Here is a 21,054-nt window from a genome sequence, read left to right on the forward strand (position 1 = left end):
TGAATAATAATGAGTCAATCCTGTCGCTAAAGAATGCTTAAAGTTCCCTGGTTTTAATTACCCATAGGATTCATCGAAGATATAGATTCAAATGGGAATTGGCTAATTTCAAAATTAAGTTTTCCTTGAGATTTTTCCATTATATTATCAAAATCACCTTTTGCCATTTTTTTATTAATAATATAAATTTCTTGCAGAGATTGCTGTCCGACAGTAAGAACTTTAGATACTGCTGCTAGATTATTGCCTTGTCCTGCCTGGTCCAATACTGCCAGTTCTTCGTATATTTTTTTGGCCAGGTCTGACTTCTGGGGTGATACAAAAGGAGGAAGTGAAATGGGCATGACAGCACTTAGAATTCTATTAACCGTATCCCAAAATAGATTGCGCTTATAATAGGCATTAAATTCTTTGCCAATATCAGAAGCAATGCTTGTCTGGGAATAACCTGGAGCACTTAAGGTGTTAAGAGTTGTAATTAATTGCTGGAAAGTAGGGAGGTTTGATTTTACGTGGTCCGATTCGTCAGGTAAATTATGGATCAGGACAGAGTCATTCGCCTGGAAATTTACTAAATTTACTGCTGCGCTACTTATAACTGATCTGATTGCTTTTTGTTTTTGAAAATAATCAAAAGAATCATTATTTTTTATTTGCTGAAGTTCTTCTCGAACTTCAATCAAATAGTTTCTCTGTTCTTCATGCAGTTCTGGATTGTTATCAAAATGCTCTTCGAGAAGTTTATCAACTGTGTTAATAAACTCTTTTGGACCAACACTTAATTTTCTTAATTGCTGCGCCATATAACTCGTAGCACTTTCGCTATGACTCAAATGCTTGGATACAGAGTATATTGCCCCACGCAAGGTGATAATGGACTGTTCCTTGGAGTCCATATTTTCAGCTATTTTTAAAGCGTTTTGTAAATACTTGATTGCTACTCTGGTATTTATTGTATATTCTTTGCTATGGTGCAAATTAAAATTAATTATAGAAACTATTGAATGTTTTAAAAAAGTCAGTTCATCTTTTACTGTAACATCTCTAAGTGGCGTCTGAAAGGATGAGGCAACTCTCCGAGATGCTGGCAAGGGTTCCCCTTTTTTTATTGAGCAAAGTTCACAAAACTTTTTATAGAAAAAATCAGAAGAAACTTCTTCCAGAAGATCAAGCTGATCGTAAACCTTTTCTTGAGATGTTTTTAACGTATCATTATTTAAGAATCTATCGTAGAGAACAGGAAAAAGTTGTTGAAACAATTCCCCATGTTCCTGGTTAACAAATAGCTGATAATCCTGACTGTAATGTGCATGATTGTTTAAGACATCTCGTGTATTTAGTTGAGTTCCCTTAGAATAGAACCACCAGTTCTCTTGCATTCCACTGTATTCATGGAATCGCTGATATGGACCTAAGGCATGCGCCTCTTTATCCTCATAATGAGTCCAGCTATGCATGACTTTATAAGCGGGTAGTGGGGCTCCATCATTTAGACCTCCTGTTTCTTGTGCAAAATTATACAGATCATCATGTAACAAACGAGGGACATGATTGGTCTTTTCATCAAGAGTTAATAACATGGCTTTGCCATGCCAACCTGGATAAACTTTAATAGATACTTTGGTCGTGTGAGGACTGGCTAATACATAACGATTTCTATCCTGTGGATCAAAACCAGGTGTATATTCATGTAACATAAGAACTGATTCAAATCTTTGGACGTTCCTGGGAATAGTATAAGAGCTTGGATGATCCCGACGCCCTGGTCCAGGAACGTGATCAATAAGAAATAAATTTACTTTAACTTCTGGATACATGGTGTCTATTAAGTTAGCAAGTCTTACACAAGCATCTGCACCGCGACTAAAACCATGTAAATTAACAGTATCAGGCATTACACCGCCATTATTTTTTATCAATTTTTCCAGGTAGAGAATAGATTCAAATAATAAATCATCCATTCCGTCACCGGCTAAACATCCCGTGAGACGTTTCATCAGGTCATTTATATTTTGAGATGTTTTTGAACTTATCTTTATCTTTTTATTTTGGTCAGCATCATAAACATATTGACCTGGAGTGGGGTGTTTGTCGGATAAATGTTCTGGATTTGAGCCAACTCCATCAAATAGGCGGGCTGAGATGCCATTTTTTTTAGTGGCTCTATAAAAATTAGTTAGAGCATCCTGATAAGAGCTTCGATGACAATTTGTACCCAAGAAGAAAAAACTGACTATTTTATTTTTCATAAATAATCTCGCCAATCAATCAATTTATACATAAAGGTTACCAAAAGAGCATAAATGAACATTATGTCGATGTGGACTTAAAATGGACCATAGTGTTTGTATTTTAATTATAGAAGGAAAGTGAGTAAAAAAGGGAAATATGAAAAAGGTAATGGACCTCTTGCATATCCCCTAAAGCTCAAAATTAAAAATTCCAGGGGTTATGCAAGAGCTCTAATATAATGCCTTGCATTAACGAAGGAGAGTTACGAGTCAATAATAATCATACTGTCTTATTTTAGTACTATAATTAAATTATAATCACAATGCTTGGATAATCATGTCCTACGCAGCTATTACGAAACACCTAAAACAAGGACCTCGCCTAAAAAATGATGCAACAAAGGACTTGGAAGAAATTGTAAGGATCTTTCTAGATGCTGGCGAAGATGTTGTCTGTCGCTATAACAGTTATGGTGAACTTGAAGTTAAAACGGGTTTTAAAATTTTTAATTTAACACAAATCTTAATGCATCAACCTGATTTTGAGCATTTCGCATTCAGTAATAAAGAAATGAAGCATTATGAAACTTTCATTGTGAGTGCTAAAAATATCCCCTCTTTGAAAGGGCAATTTAAGATTCCAACTGAGCAAGAGTACATTGACACTGATCCAAAACAGAAATTTTCCCAACTTCAATATGCCGAAAAACTTGCAATTACTCTCTATAATATAGGCGCGGTTTTCTGGACACAAAAAAAGGTTTTTTAAGAGCTATTCTTCTTAATACAAAGAGGAGAATAAAATGTCTAAAAAGCGAGCTTATTATACGGCGGCCAAGAAGGCAAAAATAACGCTAGCTGCGATTGAGGGGAAACTCACACAAGCGCAAATTACCAGTGAATACGGTGTTCACGCAACGCAGGTAAAAACTTGGAAGCAATCGGCCATCAAAGCCATTAACGATTTATTCTCTGGGGCTAATGAAAAAGAAGCCAAGTCCCAAGAGCAGCTTGTTGAGGCATTATATCAAGAAATTGGTCGACTTCAAGCGCAGCTATCTTGGCTAAAAAAAAAGCATGAACTTTAGTCTGGATGAAAAGCGCGTCATGATTGATCCTCTTGCCGAGCTCACCATTCGTGAACAATGCTTGCTATTAGACTTGCCTGTTTCAAGTTATTATTATAGTGCCAAGCCCATTTCTGTCGAAGATGAAGCGCTTATGGCGCTACTTGATGAGCACTATCTGCAGTATCCATGTGAAGGTAAAATTAAGCGGGCAAGATGGCTGTCAAAAGAAGTAGGCTATCCTGTTGGTAAACGTCGAGTAAAAAAGTTGATGGAAATGATGGGGTTATCGACTGTTTACCCAAAGCCAAATACAAGCGTTCCCAATAAGGAGCATGAGGTGTTCCCTTATTTATTAAAAGAGGTGGATATCACCAAACCAAATCAGGTTTGGGCCGCAGATATCACCTACATCCGCATGAAAGGAAAGCATGTGTATTTAGTAGCTATTATGGACTGGTATAGTCGTTATGTGATTGGATGGGCTATTTCACCTACTATGGAGGCTGAATTTTGTATTGAGGCGCTTAGAAACGCTTTGCTGCATTCGCGTTGTGAGATCTTTAACACGGATCAGGGTTCTCAATTTACCTCAAAAGATTGGATAAATACGCTAAAATCTCACCACATTTCTATCAGCATGGATGGGCGAGGACGTTATTTAGATAATATATTTATCGAGCGATTGTGGCGTAGTGTTAAGCAAGAAAAAATCTACCGGTATGATTTTGATACAATTGAAGAGGTTGAGCTGTAATATAGGCGCGGTTTTCTGGACACAAAAAAAGGTTTTTTAAGAGCTATTCTTCTTAATACAAAGAGGAGAATAAAATGTCTAAAAAGCGAGCTTATTATACGGCGGCCAAGAAGGCAAAAATAACGCTAGCTGCGATTGAGGGGAAACTCACACAAGCGCAAATTACCAGTGAATACGGTGTTCACGCAACGCAGGTAAAAACTTGGAAGCAATCGGCCATCAAAGCCATTAACGATTTATTCTCTGGGGCTAATGAAAAAGAAGCCAAGTCCCAAGAGCAGCTTGTTGAGGCATTATATCAAGAAATTGGTCGACTTCAAGCGCAGCTATCTTGGCTAAAAAAAAAGCATGAACTTTAGTCTGGATGAAAAGCGCGTCATGATTGATCCTCTTGCCGAGCTCACCATTCGTGAACAATGCTTGCTATTAGACTTGCCTGTTTCAAGTTATTATTATAGTGCCAAGCCCATTTCTGTCGAAGATGAAGCGCTTATGGCGCTACTTGATGAGCACTATCTGCAGTATCCATGTGAAGGTAAAATTAAGCGGGCAAGATGGCTGTCAAAAGAAGTAGGCTATCCTGTTGGTAAACGTCGAGTAAAAAAGTTGATGGAAATGATGGGGTTATCGACTGTTTACCCAAAGCCAAATACAAGCGTTCCCAATAAGGAGCATGAGGTGTTCCCTTATTTATTAAAAGAGGTGGATATCACCAAACCAAATCAGGTTTGGGCCGCAGATATCACCTACATCCGCATGAAAGGAAAGCATGTGTATTTAGTAGCTATTATGGACTGGTATAGTCGTTATGTGATTGGATGGGCTATTTCACCTACTATGGAGGCTGAATTTTGTATTGAGGCGCTTAGAAACGCTTTGCTGCATTCGCGTTGTGAGATCTTTAACACGGATCAGGGTTCTCAATTTACCTCAAAAGATTGGATAAATACGCTAAAATCTCACCACATTTCTATCAGCATGGATGGGCGAGGACGTTATTTAGATAATATATTTATCGAGCGATTGTGGCGTAGTGTTAAGCAAGAAAAAATCTACCGGTATGATTTTGATACAATTGAAGAGGTTGAGCTGGCCTTAACGGAGTATTTTGAGTATTATAATAACCGAAGGCTTCACCAGTCCTTTAATTATTTAACGCCCGCAGAGGTGTATTATGGCCGGAAAAGACCATAAACCCTAAATGAGAGCGTCATGACTTACCCACAAGGCCCACAGGCCTATACGAGAAAGTGAAGCTCTCCTGACCTGTGGACTTGTGGATAAGTCATTCTGATAGAGTTGTGGTAAAATGACCTAAGACAATTCGTAGTAGCAATCACTATTCATACGGTATTGAGTAGGTTTAAATAGGTTAATTTGAGTGAATTTTTAACTATAAATGATGGATGAATAGCTCTTATTTTTCCTTAATTTTGTTCCAGACATGCGGACCCATATCATTCCATTAGTCACTGAGTATTTCAAGGATTTTGCTCAACCTGTATTAAAAGAGTTTTGTGGGGATCTAGGTACCAAAAATATCAAAGATCTTCAGCTCTGTATGCTTTTTAGTGTTTCAGGTAGGGAATCTGAGGTAAGTTTTAGCAATAACCCTGAAAAATATCGTGAGTATCGGCAAAATTGTGCACAGCAATTCGAACAATATGCCAAAGAAATAAAAATGAATTCCAATGACATCAAAAAATATTCTACCTTAATACTTAACATGGGAAATCCTGATTTCTTGAAAGAAAATAAGTCCCCAGAAATGGTTAATATGTTTCATATTATGAACTTCGCTCATAAATTAGATCTTATGCGTTGCTATCAATTCAATGCATACAACAAAGCTATTCAAAGAGCTCACGATCACCTAGTAGAGAAATCAGAAGAGCAGCAGCAAGGTTTAAACCATTTATTTAAAGTTGTTAGTACTCGAATTGCAGCGACTGGTGATAGACAGTTTTGTACTTTTGATGAAAGTCGTAAAATGATAGTACCGGTAAATCAAGGCTATGACAAAATTTTTCTCACAGCAAGCAGGGATCCAAGAGAATGTCTAAGTTTGTGTACGCGATCTGGTTTGGACAGAGCTGGGGTTGAAATCCCGAAAGATTTGGGGAGTAAGCAAGAAGTTGTCGACAAGAAAAAAGAAGAGTTTAAGCCAATACCCAAAATCAGCCCCGAGGAAATGGACTATTATCTCAAGGAAATTACAGAGTTTTTAGGCAAAGCCAAATCAGAGCAATTAGGTATTTCTAAGTTCGATAAGCTCCCAAGCGATTTATTAATTGTAAAAATTACTCGAAATGAAAATGAGTTCACAGTTTTAGCTGAGAGCGTCTATATGGATTTTGAAACAAATATCACTTTATCCATTGGCGAGATGAATCAAATCATTAGTAAAATGAACCCTGTGAAACTACCTTTTCCTTGTGATCAGAATACTGTGCTCAATTATATGAATGCTTATAAAGATACACTTGAAATTAAAGGACTCGCTGAGCTTGATTCATCCTATTCAATTAGTAAGCTTGAACGAACCAACAATTTGAATGAGTTTAGGGTAATTGCGGAAAGCAATTATGAAACGAGTAACCCTATTGAAATAGTGATTACTGGAGAAGAATTGCATGAGTTAGAACAGAAGGCAAATGAACCTAGGAACTTCGCGTCTTTAGTTTAGGTGCCCCTTTTTTCCAAAAGGGGATATAATCTTTTGGCTTTTCACCCGTAATGATATAGTGGCAGGAACCGCATAAACACTCACCCTTATATTGACTCATTGCATAATCTCTCTACAGTACAACATTATAAATTCCAGCAATCAAATTGAATCTCAAACCAAATCGTTTCCTTATATTTCGATAACAAGAGCTCTTACTGATACCGCAGCTACGTGAAATATGAAAGTATGTTCTATATTCGCGCAAGTACTCCAGGGTCATAAGCAGTCTATCTTCAATTGCCAATTTATTTGGTTTACCGCCTTGAGCTTTAAGAATAGACTCTGACTCTCTCAATATCCCTATCATCACATCAAAGGTTGTGCGTCTAATCCCTGTAAGTCCACGAAAATCATCGGAAGACTCTTCTTTGATTTGCTCAAAATTCATCGACATCCTTGCTAAAAATCAACCAATTTAATCAATTCCTGAGGTTGTACAAGAGCTCTAATATTTCTATGATCCAGTTGAAAATTGAACCTTGGATAAGCAGGACTTTTCTTAATTAAACTGGTTGTGTTCTCAATATTTTATTATGATTACCCGATATCACGGTATTGATACCAGTTTTAGGATTCAAAACAACATGTTTCGAATAAATCTCAGGCATGCCTGAATTATACAAAACACAGTTCTTTGTGGGGGGATCTGAATTGAGGCAGGCAAGGAGAATTACAGGAGAAGCTTTATTTCAAAAGACCCTTGTTGCCTGTTATTCATTGAAAAAGGAGTGTTGAAATTGAATAAGTTACAATTCTATCCAATTCTGGATATAATATTTGTTTTTCAAATGTTTTAAAGGGATTATGTTAACTGTAATTATCATTTCTAAAAATGAAGAAGCAAATATCAGACGATGTTTGCAATCGGTGCGTTTTGCTGATGAGATTATAGTTCTTGACTCGGGCAGCACTGATAATACGGTAGCTATTGCCAGGCAATTTACTGATAATGTTTTTATCACAGACTGGCCAGGTTATGGTGTTCAAAAGCAAAGGGCTCTGACAAAAGCCACTGGGGATTGGGTGCTTAATCTTGATGCTGATGAATTCGTAAGCAATGAGTTGCAGGAAGAGATTAAAGAGGCGATTGCTTCAAACTCTGCTGACGCATATCGTATAGCGATCCAGATGATTTTTTACAATCAACCATTAAAATACTCTGCAAGTCCAAAGCGGCATGTTCGTTTATTCAAGCGAAAAAATGCATTTTATAGCAAAGATATTATTCATGAGAAAATTTTGATACCCCCATCAGCGGTCGTTAGAAAATTAAAAAATGGCATTTTACATCACTCATATAGAGATGTAAGCCATGTGCTGTTTAAACTTAACAAATATTCTTCTTACAGCGCAAAAGTTCGGATTGAATCGAAAAAAAGTATAGGCTGGATAAGAATTTTTATCGGCACAGCCTGGATGTTTGGCAGGTGTTTTATATTACAACGGGGTTTTTTAGACGGAAGGCTTGGTTTATTATTCGCACTTTTTAGTGCCCAGGGTACCTTTTATCGAGGCATCAAACAGTTATATCGAGACGCTAATATCGATCGATTGCCCAAGTTATCTAAAGAGGATGAGAATATATTGTGAGAGTTCCATTAATTAAGGGTAAGGGTATTTTGTTAGCTCCAATATTCTTTTTGCTATTTATATTTTTTTTGCCAATTAGCCCCAGTATAAAGTCAATTTTTTTAGTATGCAGCATCGTAAGTATTCTATTTACCCCTCTATACAGTAAGCACCTTTTTTTTGCATTTAACACCTTGTGGGGGCGTGCGGCACTTGGCTTATTTATTTTTATCTTAATCGCTTGTTTTTGGAGTCAAGCACCCTACTCCATGCAATTGGTGGTAGTAGGTAAATACTTTAAGGTAATTTACCTACCCATTCTGGCGGTTGGATTTATTCATCCCGGGGTTCGCAACTTGAGCGTGAATGTTTACTTGGGGTCAATACTGCTTACCTGTATTATTTCTATTATAAAATCACGATTTTTTATAGCAGGAGATGCTGGTGCGGTATTTTATAACCATATTATCACGGGATTTATGGTGGCTTTTGGCTCTTATTTAGCGGGTTTATTTGCTTTTCAAAATAAGGGATGGCTCCGGATTTTTTATTTATCGCTGGTTGTGTTAACTAGCTACCAGGTTTTATTTATAAATACTGGAAGAACGGGATATATAGTCTATTTTATTTTAATGGTTTTATTGTTACTGCAAAAGATTTCATTTAAAAAATCAGTACCGGGTATTATGTTACTGTGTGGTATGATGCTGGCAGTTTATTATACTAGTCCCGTTTTGCAATTTAGAGTTAATGATTTGCTAGGTGATATTAAAATCATACATCAGAATAATAAAGAAAATACTTCTCTGGGATTTAGAGTTCAGTTTCATAAGTATGCGAAATCATTATTTACAACTCATCCTTTTATTGGCATAGGTACTGGGGGGTTTAAATACAGAATCTCTAAAGACAACCCTGTTCCTGGCTGGGGAACGAAGTTAACTGATCCCCATAGCCAATATTGGCTCACTCTTTCTGAACAGGGAGTAATAGGCTTATTGTTTTTATTATTTTTTTTAGGCTCTCTGTTTATTACATCATTCCAGCTGACCGAGACCAGACCCATACTTCTAGGTGTTCTGGCTGCTTTTTCTTCATCAGCTTTCGCAGATACAATTTTATGTTATTCAACTGCAGGTTTTATGCTTGTATTTATGAGTGCTTTATCATTGGGTGAGTTGATTGAGAAAAGAGTATTATTTGTTAAAGGAAAAGAGTTTTCATCATCAACTGCGTATTTTATCAGTGCAACTGATGTGGGATAAAGTAGGCCATAGATGGTAAAAGTGATGAATAGGGCCATTCCCCTTACCCAAATGTTCGTCTTTTGCCGCGCGTATTGCATGGAATAGATAATTTTTTGCCATAGCACAAGCGTTTATCATATCCATGTTTTGGGCCAGACAGGATGCTATTGCTGCAGAAAGGGTACAGCCTGTACCATGGGTGTTTTTTGAATCAATTCTGGGGCTTTTAAACCAGTGGGAAGTTCCGTCCAGACCCAATAACAAATCATTAGACTCGTTAGTTTTCAGATGCCCCCCTTTTAATAAAACATATTGAGGACCAAAATCAAGTAGTTTTTGAGCTACAAGGTTCATCTCATCCTCTGAAGCAGCATCTATGCCCGTAAAGGTATGAGCCTCAGGAATATTCGGTGTTATGACTGTAGCGAGTGGCATAAGCAATGAAATCAATGTTTCAACGGCTTCGGGAATGAGTAGGGGGTCGCCACTTTTAGCAAGAGTTACTGGATCAAGCACTAGAGGAATATTGACTGCTTTTTGCTTCAGGAAAGAGGAAATTAACTCAATAATTTCACTATTAAAGAGCATGCCAATTTTAATGCTGTCAGGCACCACATCATCAAAGATTGCATGAAGCTGGTCTTCGATAGCTTGCAGGGGAATACTGTAGCATTTCCTGACCCCACATGTATTTTGAACGGGCAGGGCAGTCAATACAGTCATTCCATAACACCCGAACGCTGAAAATGTTTTTAAATCAGCCTGGATTCCAGCCCCACCAGAACCATCGAAACCAGCAATAGACAGTGCTTTATATATCATTTATCAAGAACTCATCTGAGTGAATATTTCAGAAAAATAATTCCAGTCAGGAGAGAACAGATTATTTATAAATTCCTGCCTGAAAAAACCTGGGGCTTCAGATTTTTGGTGGGCTAATTGACCGCATAAACCAAAATAGGCAGTGGCATAAGTTGTAGCCTGAAAGAGGTTAGTGTTACAAGAAACAAAAGCGCTAATTACTGCAGTCATTGTGCATCCCATCCCTGTTATTAAGGGCATTAGGTTTGATCCAAAAGGGAGGGTGTGGCTCTGACTTCCATCAGTAATAAAATCTTTTGGACCACTGATAACTATAGTTTTAGCCAAATCCTTCGCTAGAACCATTCCACTAGCTATGGCATTTTCTACGCTATCCATGCTTTCCACCCCTTTTGTAGAACTATTAGTACCTGATAATGAAATGATTTCACTGGCATTGCCTCTGATTATATGCGTAAAAGGGAGTAGTTGATGCACAGCTGACGTTCTTAGCTTACTTGCTCCTGATCCAACAGGGTCAATAATTACCGGTTTCTGCAGCGAATTTGCAATTTTTGCGGCAAAGACTGCTCGTTCCATGAATTGTTTATTTAAAGTACCAATATTGATGTAAAGGGCATGACTGATATTCGTTAGCTCCTCAAGTTCATCAATGGATTCAGACATAATTGGAGCCGCCCCCAAGGCAAGCAGGCAGTTTGCCATAAAATCCATAGTGACATAGTTCGTCAAACATAATACTAAAGGTCTTTTTTCCCTCAGGATAAGTAACGAGGATTTAATCTGTTCTATCATGTTAAAAAGTCCTGTTATCAATAATTTTACGAAGCGTTAAAACCATTTCTTCAGGGTTTTCTGCTAGATGCAAGGCACCTATCACTGCTACCCCCTGAGCGCCTGCCTGCATAAGTTGGGGTAAATTACTCTGGGTTATTCCACCTATCCCTATCAGGGGATGTTTTGTTTGGTTACAAAGATGACATACTCCTTCAATACCCCAGATGGTTTTCAGATTTTTTTTATTTTGGGTTGGGAATACCGCACTCGCAGCCACATAGTCTAAGGCTAAATTATTAGCTTGCTTTAGTTCGTTTTCTGATTCTATAGATAAGCCAATGTATTTCTCGTTTCCGAGCCTGGTTCTGGCTATTTGGGGCGAATCATCTGATTGACCAAGGTGGACGCCATCAGCATGAACGTGTAGAGCGAGCTCAATATCATCGTTGATTACCAGGGGTACATTGTAAGGTTTTAAGAGTTGCTTAAGTTTCTGAGCAAATTGCAATTTGAATGACGGTTCAGCATTTTTTTCTCTTAACTGAACGCAGGTAACGCCAGAAGAAACACAGCACTTAATAAAGTCCAAGTATTCATTTAAGCTTGAGTTTTCTCTGTGTGTCACTAAAATTAATTTATAAAAATCATTACACATAATACCTCTGAGTACGCCTTTTACCAGGTTGCAATTCTTTCATGAGGATTTTTTAGTGAGCATTCTTCTGATAGCCAACCATCATTACATACTACCAGGCCAGAGGTATCATAAGCAGGTAATACACCTCCATGCCACAAACAGCATCCTTTTAAGAGTTGCAAATCCATTATGGCGTGACGTGTGCAGTAGCATGCAGAATAGAAACCATTATTACAGACAAGGCGCCCTGCAGAAGAGTCACAGTAATTTACTCCTCCCATTTGATTGCAGCAACCATCAGCAAAAACGGGTGAGACAAGCAAACTTATTGTACCTGTTAGAATAAGAGTTTTAAATGATAGCATCTTGATTTCTCTAAATGTTTATTAATTTTAGAATAGCATAGAGTTTGAAAAATTATTAGGGATTATATCATCAATTGTTGCATCGCTCCCGACGTATAAAGTTTATAGACATAGCTGGTGGCAAGACCTGCCAATAAACCAAAAAGATGTCCTTGCCAGGAAACTCCCTTTTCTCTGGGAAAAATCCCAAGAAATATACCTGCAAAATAATAGAGGCTGAGGAGACCAAGTATAATGGTTGTTAGTGTGCCGTTTTGATAAATATTACTGACCAGGAGGCCCCAATAACCTGTAATCAATGCGCTGGCACCAATATGCAATCCTGGTTTGGCAAAACACCAAATTGCGAATCCACTCAGCACGGTAATAATTAAAGTGACAACAAGATAGTATTTAAGGCCATCGATCAATATAAAGTTACTTAAAACAAGTAATGGAATTGAATTAAAAAAGATATGATTGAAATTGGCATGAAGCAGGGGGGCGCAGAAAACACCAGGTAAACCGCGAACACATCTGGGGATAATGCCCAGCAGTAGAATTTTGTTGTTTATAAAATAGCTAATAAAAAAAATGAACCAGGGAATAAAGAGAATCATTCCTAAAATATATAAATTATTTTGGGTTTGAGTAACAATTAAGTTAAGGCTCGTCATTAACTCATTAATCACAGTTTTACCGCCGATTGATTAATTGCTTTACCCGGATTTTTGCTTGGTGGGGGAGGTACAATGGCAATGCTGCGAATTGGTACGAATAGTAAAGGCTCCACTAAAGTTTGGTTGACTATCATTGTCCAATGTAAATGTGGTCCTGTTACCCTTCCGGTCATACCCACTAGCCCAAGTTGTTGTCCTTGAAGTATGGAGTCTCCAGGTTTAACCTCAATTTCGCTTAGGTGGGCATATAAGGAGAAGACACCCATCCCATGATCAATAATCACGGTGTTGCCAGTAAAGAAATAGTCTCCTGTTTCTACTACTTTTCCTCGATTGACAGCGAGAATTGGCTCGCCGTGTTTCGCCGCAATATCAAGTCCGGAGTGAGGGGCTCTCGGCTCGTTATTGTATACTCTTTTTAACCCAAATAAGCTACTTATTGGCCCACGTACAGGTGCAGTAAAGGGTTTTTGGAACGGATTGGTATCGGAGTAACCTGAAAATAACTCCGTTAATTTTTTTGTTTCTTTTTCGATACGCAGCTTATCTTCAGGTGGAGGTACTACTTTACTGACATCTTTAATGTTTAAAAATTGGGTTGTATAAAATTTCTCGCTAATATGAAAAGGTATGGTTGTTTTAACGGGTTTTGTTACCGTCAGATATTTAACTGGCTCTTTATTATCTAAAGGTACAGCTACCATGAGTAACCACTGATTTGGTTTTGTACCGGGTAATACGGGAATGCGCTTTCCTTCAAAATAGGCTTTTGGCTGCTGATTTATGTCGATTGGAATTATAGTTAATCCACCATTTACTGCGTGGTTTTCTGGTAGAGCTATAGCAAATGCACTACTTGATAAATAGAAAAAAAGAAAAATAGTTATATTAATTAGTTTATTCATGATGAATTAGTCCTTAATCCGGGTTATTTCACATGCTAGATTACCTTTTGCCAGCTGCACCTCTATAGTATCGCCAATTTGTACCTGTTGGGTAGTAAAGAGTACCTTGTGTTTTATTGTTGCTATTGCGTATCCTCTGTCCAGGGTAGCCAAAGGACTGACTGCATGCAACATGGATAAATTAGTGTTCAACTGGTATTTGAGATGGTTGATTTTAATTTGAATTTGTTGCGCTAAGTGTGCTGATATCTGCATGAGACGAATTTGAGTCTGCTCAATAAGGGTTCCAGGATTTTTAGCATGCAATTGAGTAGAAACAAGATGCAGTTGATTTTTTTTTCGGTTAATCATGTGTGCTAAATGAGTCATTAATCGCCGTTCCAGGTAATCAAGAGTTTGCCAATAAACCGCTACATTTTTTTTCGGTGATGATATTTTATCCATTAGATGATTTAGTTTTAATTGATGACCTTGGATGCTTCTGTTTACTGCCACCTTTAATCTTGATAAGGCGTTATCAAGAATATTGAATAACTCAATGCAGTCAGGGGTGACCGCCGCCGCGGCTGCTGTTGGTGTTTCTGCTCGATAATCTGCTACGAAATCTGCAATAGTAAAGTCGGTTTCATGTCCTACACCTGAAACTATAGGGATTAGGCTGGCCGCAATTTGTCGCGCCAACTGCTCATCATTAAATGCCCATAAATCCTCGAGGCTACCTCCGCCTCGAGCTAAAATCAGCACATCACATCGTAAGTCAGTATTAGCTGCTTGCAGGGCTTTGATTAATTGAAAGGATGCAGTTGAACCTTGAACATCACTAGGATAAATAAGGATTGTTGCCAAAGGGAATCGACGAACTAAAGTCGCTAATATATCACGAATAGCAGCACCATTAGTTGAGGTAATTACTCCTATTGTTTTCGGGATTGCAGGTAGCGGTTTTTTTCTGGATTGCAGAAATAAACCTTCTGCTGCAAGTTTATTTTTAAGTTCCTCAAACTGTTGATATAGTTTTCCCAGGCCTGATTCAGTTACTTGTTCTACAATTAATTGGTAATCTCCGCGGGCTTCATAAAGACTTAATTTACCACTAGCTACTAACTGCAGACCATCGGCCAGTTTCGTTGCAAGAGAACCAACATGACGGCTTTTAAAGAACACACAACGTATTTGTGCGTTACTGTCTTTTAGAGTAAAGTAAAAATGGCCTGAGAAAGGTTTACTTAGATTAGAAACTTCTCCTTCCACATGCACTGTACCAAGTTCATTTTCCAGGTGGTTTTTAACCTGCCTATTGAGTTGACTTACAGACATTACTGAAATTTGCGTGTGCATAAGTTGGAAAAATCCTGCAAATCAATGATTAGAATACAATAGTATCAGATTAAAAAAAAATTCAAAATCTATTGAAGGAGGGTATTTTATGATTTAAGTTGATGGGTTATCATCATTTTTGATAGATTCAATTACTAATAAGGACATCAATGAGACATGGGTTAGTATAATATAGGCGCGGTTTTCTGGACACAAAAAAAGGTTTTTTAAGAGCTATTCTTCTTAATACAAAGAGGAGAATAAAATGTCTAAAAAGCGAGCTTATTATACGGCGGCCAAGAAGGCAAAAATAACGCTAGCTGCGATTGAGGGGAAACTCACACAAGCGCAAATTACCAGTGAATACGGTGTTCACGCAACGCAGGTAAAAACTTGGAAGCAATCGGCCATCAAAGCCATTAACGATTTATTCTCTGGGGCTAATGAAAAAGAAGCCAAGTCCCAAGAGCAGCTTGTTGAGGCATTATATCAAGAAATTGGTCGACTTCAAGCGCAGCTATCTTGGCTAAAAAAAAAGCATGAACTTTAGTCTGGATGAAAAGCGCGTCATGATTGATCCTCTTGCCGAGCTCACCATTCGTGAACAATGCTTGCTATTAGACTTGCCTGTTTCAAGTTATTATTATAGTGCCAAGCCCATTTCTGTCGAAGATGAAGCGCTTATGGCGCTACTTGATGAGCACTATCTGCAGTATCCATGTGAAGGTAAAATTAAGCGGGCAAGATGGCTGTCAAAAGAAGTAGGCTATCCTGTTGGTAAACGTCGAGTAAAAAAGTTGATGGAAATGATGGGGTTATCGACTGTTTACCCAAAGCCAAATACAAGCGTTCCCAATAAGGAGCATGAGGTGTTCCCTTATTTATTAAAAGAGGTGGATATCACCAAACCAAATCAGGTTTGGGCCGCAGATATCACCTACATCCGCATGAAAGGAAAGCATGTGTATTTAGTAGCTATTATGGACTGGTATAGTCGTTATGTGATTGGATGGGCTATTTCACCTACTATGGAGGCTGAATTTTGTATTGAGGCGCTTAGAAACGCTTTGCTGCATTCGCGTTGTGAGATCTTTAACACGGATCAGGGTTCTCAATTTACCTCAAAAGATTGGATAAATACGCTAAAATCTCACCACATTTCTATCAGCATGGATGGGCGAGGACGTTATTTAGATAATATATTTATCGAGCGATTGTGGCGTAGTGTTAAGCAAGAAAAAATCTACCGGTATGATTTTGATACAATTGAAGAGGTTGAGCTGGCCTTAACGGAGTATTTTGAGTATTATAATAACCGAAGGCTTCACCAGTCCTTTAATTATTTAACGCCCGCAGAGGTGTATTATGGCCGGAAAAGACCATAAACCCTAAATGAGAGCGTCATGACTTACCCACAAGGCCCACAGGCCTATACGAGAAAGTGAAGCTCTCCTGACCTGTGGACTTGTGGATAAGTCATTCTGATAGAGTTGTGGTAAAATGACCTAAGACAATTCGTAGTAGCAATCACTATTCATACGGTATTGAGTAGGTTTAAATAGGTTAATTTGAGTGAATTTTTAACTATAAATGATGGATGAATAGCTCTTATTTTTCCTTAATTTTGTTCCAGACATGCGGACCCATATCAGTATTACTACTCTTGTTAACTTCCACTTGTACGGCGGCCGATACTTTATATGAAGCTGTTCAACATGGAATGATAGCTAATCCAGATGTTCTGTTAAATACGGCAAAGGGTTTGGCAGCAAAACACGGGATAGATAAAGCCAAGGGCGGCTATTATCCCACCGTTGATGTCAATGCAGGATTTGGTCGTGAAAATAGTCGTAACCCTACAACGGCAGCTATTGATGATACTCAAGTGGCCATCCTCAATCGCACTGAGTCGATGATTGAGTTAAAACAAAATTTGTTTTCCGGTGGTGGAATAGTTAATGAAGTAAAGCGAAATGAATATATAACTCAATCGCAACGATGGACCACCCAAGGAGTCGCAGAAGATTTAGCTTTGGAAATTACTAAGGATTATTTGGCAGTAATCATGCATGAACGCTTGTATGGTTATGCCGTGGCCAATCTTCAAGCACATCGGTCAGTTTTTAAAATGATAAGAGAAAGAGCAGACGCGGGAATTGCTCGTGAGGCGGAGGTGGATCAAGCAAATGCTCGACTTGCTTTAGCTGAGTCTAATAAAATTAGCGCTGAAGCTGATTTGCAAGAGTCACGGATTAATTATGCTAAAGTAGTTGGTAAATGGCCCCAGCACTTAACCTTGCCTCGTATTCCAACAAACAAATATTTACCCGGTAATTTACCAATGACCTTGGAAATAGGTATGGATAATCATCCCACAGTCAAAGCAAGCTATGCCGATGTAAAACAGGCAAAAGCTCAATATGAAGTAGCAAGAGCTGCTTATTATCCTAAAGTTGATGTGGTTTTGACTTCTGCCAAAAATAGAAATCTTCAAGGGCTGGTTGGGCCTAATGATAACCAATTAGCTATGCTGAGGATGAATTATAACGCGTTTCGCGGCGGTGCGGATCAGGCATTTGTAAGACAAACCGCCTATCAGGTACAACAAGCTTATGAAACAAAAAATCGTACCTTACTGCAATTAAAAGAGGCCATTCGTTTATCATGGAATGTGTATATTTCAGCGGGTCTTAGATTAACCCCCTTAAGAAAACACGTCAGTGCTTCTAAAAAAACACGCCTGGCCTATCAAGATGAGTTTCAAATAGGAAAAAGAACACTTCTTGATTTACTGGATTCGCAAAATGAATTGTATCAATCACAAATTCAGTTGGTTCGTGGAGAAAATGATGAGATGCTTTCTCGATTCAGAATTTTAAATGGAATGGGCAATTTATTATATTTCTTAAAATTGAAATTACCGGTAAATGTCGTCAACAATGATGTGTTCACTTCTGCCCAGACTAATATTCTACTGGATAAAAATATGGATCGCATCCCTTATCCGAATACTACTGATGATCCAATGGTATTGGCACGTCCGGTGCCTAATATGGAAACGACTCCTTTAACTGAGTCTATAATAAATAGAAATACTACGTATCCTTTACAGGTAACCCCCAAGGTTTGGTATGTGTCAGCAGGGACATTCCAGGAAAGAAAAAATGCTGTCGCTCTTGCTAATCATCTACTAGGGCTTGGTTTTCCGGCGTTTATTAGTCCTTGCAAGAGGCTGCTAACCGTCTTTGTTGGACCCTATGAGTATCGTGGGCATGCTGGTAATGGAATGGAACGATTGAAGGAACTCGCTCATGTTCAAGGGGTACTGGTTACATTCAAAAAACCTCCCAAAAAAGGTTAATATAAATTTAACTCTCGGCATTTATATAACAATTTGTCTGGTTTTTTTGTATTTCACCGTTTTTTCCATAAAAGCCTCACCTTCTATCAGCATAGAAAAAATCCAACAAATGGAGCAAAAATCACAAGGCCAAGCTCAAAAAAGATATCGAGCCTGGGCTAAATTAATTGAGGAACTTAGAAATAAACCGGTTAATGTGCAATTAGAAAAAGTTAATTCTTTTTTTAACCAATTTAGATATCAAACCAGTGAAGAATCACGAGGAGTTGCCGATTATTGGAAAACACCCCAAGAATTTATGCATGACGGCGGTGGAGATTGTAAGGACTATGTCATTATTAAATACTTTACTTTGATAAATCTTGGGGTACCGCGAGAAAAATTAAGACTCACTTATGCTATCTATGCTTTAAAGCAGGCTCATATGGTCTTGTCTTATTACCCCACTTCTGAGGCAGAACCTTTAATTTTAGACAATTTGAAAACTGAAATTCTCCAAGCATCGAGAAGACCTGATCTAAGACCGATATACAGCTTTAATGGCGAAGGTCTTTGGCTGCAAAAACAACGTAACCAGAGTACTCCCATAGGACAACCCAGTAGTTTAGGTAAGTGGGATGACTTAATGAAACGAATGCAACTACAAGGTGATAAACGATGACTCTAATAAAGAAAATGGCATTAGGTGTTTTAATCATGTTATTTTTGGTTTTTATTGGCACTTACTTGATAACTATGAATAATGCCCGGAACTTTTTTATTCAGCAGATTGAGAGTAATGCACAGGATACTGCGACATCTCTGGGTTTATCCTTATCTCAATCTTTTTTAAGTCATGACATACCAACAATGAACTCAATGGTGCAGGCTGTTTTTGATCGAGGTTACTTTTCTTCAATTGAGGTTAAGGACGTTAAAGGCAAGATTATTATTTCTAAAAAGCAACCGGACCAAGTAAGTAGTATTCCAGGCTGGTTTGTGAATTTGATCCGATGGCCTACGACTGATAAATCTTCTTTGGTTATGAATGGATGGATGCAAGCTGGGTTGGTATCGGTAACAACAGATTCAGGTTACGCATATTCTGCATTGTGGTCCAATGCTGTTGAAATGGTAAAGTGGTATTTTATTTTTGCTGTAGTTGCTTTAATTCTTATCTATGGTTTTATTCAGTTTTTATTAAGACCCTTAAACAGAGTAACTGCCCAGGCGCTGGCTATATCAGAACATGAGTTTCCCATTGAATCTAACATACCTAAGACTCCTGAACTAAAACAGGTGACATTGGCAATGAACCAAATGGTGACTAAAATTAAATCACTGTTTCAAACCCAACTTCAACAAACCGAAGCACTTAGAGTACAAGTTTATCAAGATGCACTCACAGGAATGAGTAATCGTCGTCATTTTTTACAGCAGCTATCGTCTATTTTAGAGAATGAAGATGAGTTTGTTCCCGGCTATGTTTTAATGATTGTTATTGATGGATTGGATGAATTAAATAAGCAGCAGGGGTATCAGCAAGGTGATAATCTGGTTTTAACTGTCTCACGTATTTGCAAGGAGTTCTGGCAACAGACCTCAGTAAGTACTATAGCAAGAATTAATGGCAGCACATTCGCCCTAATCAATAATGAGTTGGATTCTCTTATTTTCGAGAAAGCATGCAAAGACTTTGAATTGGTACTACGACAAGCGATTAGTAATATTGCTCTTTGTGATATTCACATAGGCGCAACCAATTATTTTGTTCATCAATCTGTATCAAATTTATTAACCATGGTTGATTTGTCGATTAAAAAAGCCCGGGAGAAAGGGGTTTTTTACTGTCAAATAGAGCAAGATACTTTTAAGTACCCTCGTTTATTTGATGGCGATGATATAAAAAAAGCATTAGCCCAGAAAACCATGAATTTATATGTTCAGGAGGTAACAAATGGTAAACGAAATATGCATAAAGAAGTGTTTGTGCGTATTCCTGACCCAAGTGGAGGAGAGCTAGGTGCTGGATATTTTATGCAACTGGCGGAAAAATTATCCCTGGCCTGTTTCATTGATCTATACGTACTTCACGAATTAACTTCCAGGAAAGTGGCCACGCAAGAATGTTTTGCCTTAAATATTTCCGAGAATACTTTGCAAAAAAAGGAGTACAGGGAAGAATATTTGAAACAGCTTAAAAATTTGCCTCAAGCGGTATTAAATAATTTGGCACTAGAGATCAACGAAGCAATCCTACTCTCTAATTTTTCCGAAGCGAAGCTGTTTGCCAGACAAGCCAATCAATTAGGAGTCACCATCGGGGTGGATAGAGTTGGAATTCATTTTTCCCCACTTCATTATTTAAGTGACTTACATATTGATTATATAAAATTGCATGGCAGTTTGGTGCAGGATATAGATGAGAATGAAAGCAAACAATTTTTTATTCATTATTTTAATGAGATGGCCAAGACTCTGGATATTCAAGTAGTGGCTACCCAAGTGGAACAACAAGCACAATGGGAAGCATTACAATTAGCTCATATACCTTGGGGGCAAGGGCGTTATTTAGGCATTGTGGAGCTATTAAGTTAGAACGTTAGTAATAAAAAATTCATTCTTACGGATAG

The 21,054-nt window shown here is 38.0% G+C and carries 22 protein-coding genes; 13 read left to right on the top strand and 9 right to left on the bottom strand.

Annotation, left to right across the window (positions count from 1 at the left end; translation table 11 throughout):
* Positions 1-53: 53 nt before the first annotated feature.
* Complete coding sequence (locus tag HRS36_RS06935) at positions 54-2,249, bottom strand: DUF5621 domain-containing protein (RefSeq protein WP_173236733.1); 2,196 nt, start codon at positions 2,247-2,249, stop codon at positions 54-56.
* Positions 2,250-2,568: 319 nt separating this feature from the next.
* On the opposite strand from HRS36_RS06935, the gene HRS36_RS06940 reads away from it, so the two are divergent.
* The 6 genes from HRS36_RS06940 (at position 2,569) to HRS36_RS06965 (ending at position 6,741) form a co-directional block, all read left to right on the top strand.
* Entirely contained in the window at positions 2,569-3,000 is a 432-nt protein-coding gene (locus tag HRS36_RS06940; RefSeq protein ID WP_173236734.1) for a hypothetical protein, read from the top strand.
* A 34-nt stretch (positions 3,001-3,034) separates the two neighbouring features.
* On the top strand, positions 3,035-3,319 hold the full coding sequence (locus HRS36_RS06945) for a transposase (protein ID WP_173235475.1): 285 nt from the start codon (positions 3,035-3,037) through the stop codon (positions 3,317-3,319).
* A complete protein-coding gene (locus HRS36_RS06950; RefSeq protein WP_173236735.1) occupies positions 3,309-4,055 on the top strand; it encodes an IS3 family transposase in 747 nt (248 codons plus the stop codon). The genes HRS36_RS06945 and HRS36_RS06950 overlap by 11 nt, the downstream gene beginning before the upstream one ends.
* Before the next feature lie 74 nt (positions 4,056-4,129).
* Positions 4,130-4,414, top strand: a complete 285-nt coding sequence (locus HRS36_RS06955; RefSeq protein WP_173235475.1) for a transposase — start codon at positions 4,130-4,132, stop codon at positions 4,412-4,414.
* The gene (locus HRS36_RS06960; protein WP_173235473.1) at positions 4,404-5,249 is read left to right on the top strand and encodes an IS3 family transposase; all 846 of its coding nucleotides are present in this window, start codon (positions 4,404-4,406) and stop codon (positions 5,247-5,249) included. Before HRS36_RS06955 ends, HRS36_RS06960 begins: the two co-directional genes overlap by 11 nt.
* A 250-nt stretch (positions 5,250-5,499) precedes the next feature.
* Positions 5,500-6,741, top strand: a complete 1,242-nt coding sequence (locus HRS36_RS06965) for a SidE phosphodiesterase domain-containing protein (protein ID WP_226905598.1) — start codon at positions 5,500-5,502, stop codon at positions 6,739-6,741.
* Between the two features lie 112 nt (positions 6,742-6,853).
* Here the strand turns inward: HRS36_RS06965 and HRS36_RS06970 are convergent, their stop codons facing one another.
* On the bottom strand, positions 6,854-7,171 hold the full coding sequence (locus HRS36_RS06970) for a helix-turn-helix domain-containing protein (RefSeq protein WP_173236737.1): 318 nt from the start codon (positions 7,169-7,171) through the stop codon (positions 6,854-6,856).
* Between the two features lie 416 nt (positions 7,172-7,587).
* Here HRS36_RS06970 and HRS36_RS06975 point away from each other — a divergent pair, with 416 nt between their 5' ends.
* Positions 7,588-8,373 (top strand): glycosyltransferase family 2 protein, encoded by a 786-nt coding sequence (locus HRS36_RS06975; RefSeq protein WP_173236738.1) that lies wholly within the window; start codon positions 7,588-7,590, stop codon positions 8,371-8,373.
* Positions 8,374-8,621: 248 nt separating this feature from the next.
* Positions 8,622-9,617 carry an O-antigen ligase family protein gene (locus HRS36_RS06980; RefSeq protein ID WP_226905599.1) on the top strand — a complete coding sequence of 332 codons (996 nt, stop codon included), beginning with the start codon at positions 8,622-8,624 and terminating at the stop codon, positions 9,615-9,617.
* Here the strand turns inward: HRS36_RS06980 and thiD are convergent.
* From thiD to xseA, 7 genes are all read right to left on the bottom strand, one after another.
* Complete coding sequence (gene thiD, locus HRS36_RS06985; protein ID WP_173236740.1) at positions 9,579-10,421, bottom strand: bifunctional hydroxymethylpyrimidine kinase/phosphomethylpyrimidine kinase; 843 nt, start codon at positions 10,419-10,421, stop codon at positions 9,579-9,581. The genes HRS36_RS06980 and thiD overlap by 39 nt on opposite strands.
* Positions 10,422-10,424: 3 nt before the next feature.
* Positions 10,425-11,216, bottom strand: coding sequence for a hydroxyethylthiazole kinase (gene thiM, locus HRS36_RS06990; RefSeq protein ID WP_173236741.1), 792 nt, complete (start codon positions 11,214-11,216; stop codon positions 10,425-10,427).
* A 1-nt stretch (position 11,217) separates the two neighbouring features.
* A complete protein-coding gene (thiE, locus tag HRS36_RS06995; protein WP_173236742.1) occupies positions 11,218-11,853 on the bottom strand; it encodes a thiamine phosphate synthase in 636 nt (211 codons plus the stop codon).
* A 20-nt stretch (positions 11,854-11,873) separates the two neighbouring features.
* On the bottom strand, positions 11,874-12,200 hold the full coding sequence (locus tag HRS36_RS18955) for a neurogenic locus notch (protein WP_338033740.1): 327 nt from the start codon (positions 12,198-12,200) through the stop codon (positions 11,874-11,876).
* A 62-nt stretch (positions 12,201-12,262) separates the two neighbouring features.
* Positions 12,263-12,871 carry a rhomboid family intramembrane serine protease gene (locus HRS36_RS07000; RefSeq protein ID WP_173236743.1) on the bottom strand — a complete coding sequence of 203 codons (609 nt, stop codon included), beginning with the start codon at positions 12,869-12,871 and terminating at the stop codon, positions 12,263-12,265.
* Complete coding sequence (locus HRS36_RS07005; RefSeq protein WP_173236744.1) at positions 12,868-13,764, bottom strand: M23 family metallopeptidase; 897 nt, start codon at positions 13,762-13,764, stop codon at positions 12,868-12,870. Before HRS36_RS07005 ends, HRS36_RS07000 begins: the two co-directional genes overlap by 4 nt.
* A 6-nt stretch (positions 13,765-13,770) precedes the next feature.
* The gene (xseA, locus tag HRS36_RS07010; RefSeq protein ID WP_173236745.1) at positions 13,771-15,102 is read right to left on the bottom strand and encodes an exodeoxyribonuclease VII large subunit; all 1,332 of its coding nucleotides are present in this window, start codon (positions 15,100-15,102) and stop codon (positions 13,771-13,773) included.
* 244 nt (positions 15,103-15,346) lie between these two features.
* Here xseA and HRS36_RS07015 point away from each other — a divergent pair, with 244 nt between their 5' ends.
* The 5 genes from HRS36_RS07015 (at position 15,347) to HRS36_RS07035 (ending at position 21,019) form a co-directional block, all read left to right on the top strand.
* On the top strand, positions 15,347-15,631 hold the full coding sequence (locus HRS36_RS07015; protein WP_173235475.1) for a transposase: 285 nt from the start codon (positions 15,347-15,349) through the stop codon (positions 15,629-15,631).
* Positions 15,621-16,466, top strand: a complete 846-nt coding sequence (locus tag HRS36_RS07020; RefSeq protein WP_173235473.1) for an IS3 family transposase — start codon at positions 15,621-15,623, stop codon at positions 16,464-16,466. Before HRS36_RS07015 ends, HRS36_RS07020 begins: the two co-directional genes overlap by 11 nt.
* A 212-nt stretch (positions 16,467-16,678) precedes the next feature.
* Positions 16,679-18,442, top strand: a complete 1,764-nt coding sequence (locus HRS36_RS07025; protein ID WP_173236746.1) for a TolC family outer membrane protein — start codon at positions 16,679-16,681, stop codon at positions 18,440-18,442.
* A 109-nt stretch (positions 18,443-18,551) separates the two neighbouring features.
* A complete protein-coding gene (locus HRS36_RS07030) occupies positions 18,552-19,103 on the top strand; it encodes a transglutaminase-like cysteine peptidase (RefSeq protein ID WP_226905600.1) in 552 nt (183 codons plus the stop codon).
* Positions 19,100-21,019 (top strand): bifunctional diguanylate cyclase/phosphodiesterase, encoded by a 1,920-nt coding sequence (locus tag HRS36_RS07035; RefSeq protein ID WP_173236748.1) that lies wholly within the window; start codon positions 19,100-19,102, stop codon positions 21,017-21,019. Before HRS36_RS07030 ends, HRS36_RS07035 begins: the two co-directional genes overlap by 4 nt.
* Positions 21,020-21,054: the final 35 nt, after the last annotated feature.

It is taken from the genome of Legionella antarctica (assembly GCF_011764505.1).
In the GTDB taxonomy this organism is placed as follows: domain Bacteria; phylum Pseudomonadota; class Gammaproteobacteria; order Legionellales; family Legionellaceae; genus Legionella; species Legionella antarctica.

Bases quoted from the DNA above. Each gene is read 5' to 3' on its own strand.
- HRS36_RS06935 (WP_173236733.1), bottom strand. From the start codon at position 2,249: ATGAAAAATAAAATAGTCAGTTTTTTCTTCTTGGGTACAAATTGTCAT.
- HRS36_RS06940 (WP_173236734.1), top strand. From the start codon at position 2,569: ATGTCCTACGCAGCTATTACGAAACACCTAAAACAAGGACCTCGCCTA.
- HRS36_RS06945 (WP_173235475.1), top strand. From the start codon at position 3,035: ATGTCTAAAAAGCGAGCTTATTATACGGCGGCCAAGAAGGCAAAAATA.
- HRS36_RS06950 (WP_173236735.1), top strand. From the start codon at position 3,309: ATGAACTTTAGTCTGGATGAAAAGCGCGTCATGATTGATCCTCTTGCC.
- HRS36_RS06955 (WP_173235475.1), top strand. From the start codon at position 4,130: ATGTCTAAAAAGCGAGCTTATTATACGGCGGCCAAGAAGGCAAAAATA.
- HRS36_RS06960 (WP_173235473.1), top strand. From the start codon at position 4,404: ATGAACTTTAGTCTGGATGAAAAGCGCGTCATGATTGATCCTCTTGCC.
- HRS36_RS06965 (WP_226905598.1), top strand. From the start codon at position 5,500: ATGCGGACCCATATCATTCCATTAGTCACTGAGTATTTCAAGGATTTT.
- HRS36_RS06970 (WP_173236737.1), bottom strand. From the start codon at position 7,171: ATGAATTTTGAGCAAATCAAAGAAGAGTCTTCCGATGATTTTCGTGGA.
- HRS36_RS06975 (WP_173236738.1), top strand. From the start codon at position 7,588: ATGTTAACTGTAATTATCATTTCTAAAAATGAAGAAGCAAATATCAGA.
- HRS36_RS06980 (WP_226905599.1), top strand. From the start codon at position 8,622: ATGCAATTGGTGGTAGTAGGTAAATACTTTAAGGTAATTTACCTACCC.
- thiD (WP_173236740.1), bottom strand. From the start codon at position 10,421: ATGATATATAAAGCACTGTCTATTGCTGGTTTCGATGGTTCTGGTGGG.
- thiM (WP_173236741.1), bottom strand. From the start codon at position 11,216: ATGATAGAACAGATTAAATCCTCGTTACTTATCCTGAGGGAAAAAAGA.
- thiE (WP_173236742.1), bottom strand. From the start codon at position 11,853: ATGTGTAATGATTTTTATAAATTAATTTTAGTGACACACAGAGAAAAC.
- HRS36_RS18955 (WP_338033740.1), bottom strand. From the start codon at position 12,200: ATGCTATCATTTAAAACTCTTATTCTAACAGGTACAATAAGTTTGCTT.
- HRS36_RS07005 (WP_173236744.1), bottom strand. From the start codon at position 13,764: ATGAATAAACTAATTAATATAACTATTTTTCTTTTTTTCTATTTATCA.
- xseA (WP_173236745.1), bottom strand. From the start codon at position 15,102: ATGCACACGCAAATTTCAGTAATGTCTGTAAGTCAACTCAATAGGCAG.
- HRS36_RS07015 (WP_173235475.1), top strand. From the start codon at position 15,347: ATGTCTAAAAAGCGAGCTTATTATACGGCGGCCAAGAAGGCAAAAATA.
- HRS36_RS07020 (WP_173235473.1), top strand. From the start codon at position 15,621: ATGAACTTTAGTCTGGATGAAAAGCGCGTCATGATTGATCCTCTTGCC.
- HRS36_RS07025 (WP_173236746.1), top strand. From the start codon at position 16,679: ATGAATAGCTCTTATTTTTCCTTAATTTTGTTCCAGACATGCGGACCC.
- HRS36_RS07030 (WP_226905600.1), top strand. From the start codon at position 18,552: ATGGAGCAAAAATCACAAGGCCAAGCTCAAAAAAGATATCGAGCCTGG.
- HRS36_RS07035 (WP_173236748.1), top strand. From the start codon at position 19,100: ATGACTCTAATAAAGAAAATGGCATTAGGTGTTTTAATCATGTTATTT.